The 3,893-nt window shown below is 66.8% G+C and carries 2 protein-coding genes; both read left to right on the forward strand.

The annotated features are described in order from the left end of the window. The first annotated feature begins 85 nt into the window (after positions 1 to 85). Positions 86 to 2,491, forward strand: a complete 2,406-nt coding sequence (locus tag N5D48_RS25875; protein ID WP_279888961.1) for a glucose/quinate/shikimate family membrane-bound PQQ-dependent dehydrogenase — start codon at positions 86 to 88, stop codon at positions 2,489 to 2,491. A 104-nt stretch (positions 2,492 to 2,595) separates the two neighbouring features. Further along, positions 2,596 to 3,840 carry a carbohydrate porin gene (locus tag N5D48_RS25880; protein ID WP_279888962.1) on the forward strand — a complete coding sequence of 415 codons (1,245 nt, stop codon included), beginning with the start codon at positions 2,596 to 2,598 and terminating at the stop codon, positions 3,838 to 3,840. Positions 3,841 to 3,893: the final 53 nt, after the last annotated feature.

Here is a 3,893-nt window from a genome sequence, read left to right on the forward strand (position 1 = left end):
TTTTGCTCGACGCAAAATGTACTAACTTGTTAATTAGCTTGCTAAGGGCTTAAACTTCTCGCATTCCACCTGCGAGATCCCTGGCATGAAAGACTCACCCCGCGCCACTGGCGCCTCAACCTTCATCCTGGTCGGCCTGGGCGTCGTCATCGCCCTGCTCGGCTTGCTCCTCGCCGCCGGCGGCGTCAAGCTGGCCGGCCTGGGCGGTTCCTGGTACTTCCTGCTCGGCGGCCTGGCCATGGCCATCGCCGGTGTGCTCATCGCCCGCCGCAAGCCGGCCGGTGCCTGGCTGTACGCAATGTTTCTCGCCGGCACCGCCGTCTGGGCCGTGGCCGACGCCGGGCTGGTGTTCTGGCCGCTGTTCTCTCGACTGTTCATGTTCGCCGCCATCGGCCTGGTGGTGGCGCTGGTCTATCCGCAACTGGTCCGGCGCCCTGCGCATGGCGCCTATGGCGTCGCCGGCCTGCTGGCCGTGGCGCTGGTGATCGCCGCCGGCAACATGTTCGTCGCCCATCCCAGCGTCGCGCCCACCGGCAAGGGCCCGGGGCTGAGGCCAGTGGAGCCCGGCCAGCAACAGAAGGACTGGGCCCACTACGGCAACAGCGAGGGCGGCAGCCGCTTCGCCGCGCTGGACCAGATCAACCGAGGCAACGTCGACCAGCTCAAGGTGGCCTGGACCTACCACACCGGCGACGTTGCCATCAGTGACGGCAACGGTGCCGAGGACCAGCTCACCCCGCTGCAGGTGGGTGACAAGGTGTTCATCTGCACCCCGCACAACAACCTGATCGCCCTCGACGCCGACACCGGCAAGGAACTGTGGAAGAACGCCATCAACGCGCAGTCCAAGGTCTGGCAGCGCTGCCGTGGCCTGGCCTATTTCGACGCCAGCGCGCCGATCGCCCAGCCGACCCAGCCGAACAGCTCGCCGATCACCATGGCCACCGTGCCGGCCGGCGCCAACTGCCAGCGCCGCCTGCTGACCAACACCATCGACGCCCGCCTGATCGCGGTCGATGCCGACACCGGCGCGTTCTGCGAAGGCTTCGGCGACAACGGCCAGGTCGACCTCAAGGCCGGCCTGGGCAACGTGCCGGACTCGTACTACCAGCTGTCCTCCGCACCGCTGATGGCCGGCACCACCGTGGTGGTCGGCGGCCGTGTTGCCGACAACGTGCAGACCGACATGCCCGGCGGCGTGATCCGTGGCTTCGATGTGATCACCGGGGCCCAGCGCTGGGCCTTCGACCCGGGCAACCCGGACGAGCGCGGCGCCCCGCAAGGCGACCGGACCTACGTGCGCAGCACGCCCAACAGCTGGGCGCCGATGTCGTACGACCCGGCGATGAACGCCCTGTTCCTGCCAATGGGCTCCTCGTCCACCGACATCTACGGTGTCGAACGCAGCGAGCTGGATCACACCTACGGCGCCTCGGTGCTGGCCCTGGACGCCACCACCGGCAACGAAAAGTGGGTGTACCAGACCGTGCACAACGACCTCTGGGACTTCGACCTGCCGATGCAGCCGAGCCTGATCGACTTCACCAAGGATGACGGCAACAGCGTGCCCGCGCTGGTGATCGGCACCAAGGCCGGGCAGATCTACGTGCTCGACCGCGCCACCGGCAAGCCGCTGACCCAGGTCGATGAAGTACCGGTCAAACCGGGCAACATCCCCAACGAGCCGTACTCGCCGACCCAGCCAAAGTCGGTAGGCATGCCGCAGATCGGCGCGCAGACCCTGACCGAGTCGGACATGTGGGGCGCCACCCCGTACGACCAGCTGCTGTGCCGCATCGACTTCAAGAAGATGCGCTACGACGGCCTCTACACCGCGCCCGGCAGCGATCTGTCGCTGAGCTTCCCGGGCTCGCTGGGCGGCATGAACTGGGGCAGCATTTCCACCGACCCGGTGCATGGCTTCATCTTCGTCAACGACATGCGCCTGGGCCTGTGGATCCAGATGATCCCGTCGCAGAACAAGGGCGCGGCGGCGGGCGGCGGCGAGGCGCTGAACACCGGCATGGGCGCGGTACCGCTCAAGGGCACGCCGTACGCGGTGAACAAGAACCGCTTCCTGTCGGTGGCCGGCATCCCCTGCCAGGCACCGCCATTCGGCACCCTCACCGCCATCGGCATGAAGACCCGGCAGGTCGCCTGGCAGGTGCCGGTCGGCACCGTCGAGGACACAGGTCCCCTGGGCATCCGCATGCACCTGCCGATCAAGATCGGCCTGCCGACCCTCGGCGGCACGCTGTCCACCCAGGGCGGCCTGGTGTTCATCGCCGGTACCCAGGACTTCTACCTGCGCGCCTACGACAGCGGCAACGGCAACGAGATCTGGAAGGCCCGCCTGCCGGTCGGCAGCCAGGGCGGCCCAATGACCTATGTGTCGCCGAAGACCGGCAAGCAGTATGTGGTAATCACCGCCGGCGGCGCGCGCCAGTCGACCGACCGTGGCGACTACGTGATGGCGTACGCCCTGCCCTGAACCGCGTCGCCCTCTTCGCGGGTAAACCCGCTCCCACAGGAGAACATCCTGTGGGAGCGGGCTTGCCCGCGAAAGGGCCCTTACAGACAACCCGAGATACCGCAATGCCCCGCGCTTTTCGCTTCACTCCACTCCTTCTGACGCTCACAAGCACCGTTACCCTCGCCGACAACACCCTGACCGGCGACTGGGGCGGCCTGCGCCAACAGCTCGAGGCAGACGGCATCACCTTCACCGGCGACTACAGCGGCGAGACCGCCTACAACGCCCATGGCGGCCTGCACCGCTCGGCCCGCTACTCGCAGAACCTCAAGCTGGGCGTGCAGTTCGACCTGTCGAAGCTGTACGGCCTGGACAACGGTGGCAAGGTCCAGCTGACCATCAACGATCGGCGCGGCAACAGCGCCTCGGAAGACCTGGTAGGCAACCGCCTGCCGATCCAGGAAAACTATGGCGGTCTCTACACCCGCCTGACCGAGCTCAGCTACGAGCGCAACCTGTCGCCCGCGCTGAATCTCAAGCTCGGCTACATGGCCATGGGCAACGACCTCGGCGGGTTGGACAGCGGCATCCTGTGCAACTTCATGAACGCCGGTTTCTGCGGCCACCCGTTGAACATGTCCGGCGGCAGCGGCTGGAGCAACTACCCCAACGCCCATCTCGGCCTGCGGGTGAAATACGACCTGGCGCCTGACTGGCAACTGCGGCTGGCGGCGTTCAACGTCGATCCCGAGAGCAACGGCAACGCCAGCCGCGCCTGGCATCTGGGGCCCAAGCACACCACCGGCACCGTGGTCCCGGTTGAGCTGGTGTACAAGCGGCGCGGCGAGCTGCCGGGCGAGTACAAGCTCGGTTACTACTACGACAGCTCGAACGTGAAGCGCATCGGCAGCAGCGAAGAAGTTGCCGGTCGCGGCGGGCATTACCTGCTGGTCGACCAGGCCGTGTGGAACGACCCGGCATCGCCCGGACGCAGCCTGCATGCCTTCGGCCAGTACTCGGCGTCGAGCAAGGCCGCCTCACCATTCACCAGGTGGTATGGCGCGGGGGTGGTGCTGTACAAGCCGTTCGCAGGCCGGCCACGGGATACCGTCGCGCTGGGGTATGGCCGCGCGGTACCGAACCCGCGTAGCCGCGCTGTGCTGGAAGATGCGGCCGTCGATGCCGGGCAGCCCTTCCCGAACCTCGACAGCGCCGAGCAGCTGGTCGAGCTGAGCTATGGCTACCAGGCCACCGCGTGGCTGAACTTGCGGCCGGATGTGCAGTACATCATCGAGCCGGGAGCGTTTTCCGGGAAGGACATCGACAACGCGCTGGTGTTCGGCTTGCAGGTCAAGGCGACGTTCTGAATACAAGCCTGGCTTGACCTGTAGGAGCGGCCTTGCGTCGCGAAAGGGCCGCG

Origin of the sequence: Pseudomonas sp. GD03858 (assembly GCF_029840925.1) — a bacterium.
GTDB lineage: Bacteria > Pseudomonadota > Gammaproteobacteria > Pseudomonadales > Pseudomonadaceae > Aquipseudomonas.

What these genes read in the sequence shown, in the direction of transcription:
- N5D48_RS25875 (WP_279888961.1), top strand. Translation starts at nt 86, where the DNA reads ATGAAAGACTCACCCCGCGCCACTGGCGCCTCAACCTTCATCCTGGTC.
- N5D48_RS25880 (WP_279888962.1), top strand. Translation starts at nt 2,596, where the DNA reads ATGCCCCGCGCTTTTCGCTTCACTCCACTCCTTCTGACGCTCACAAGC.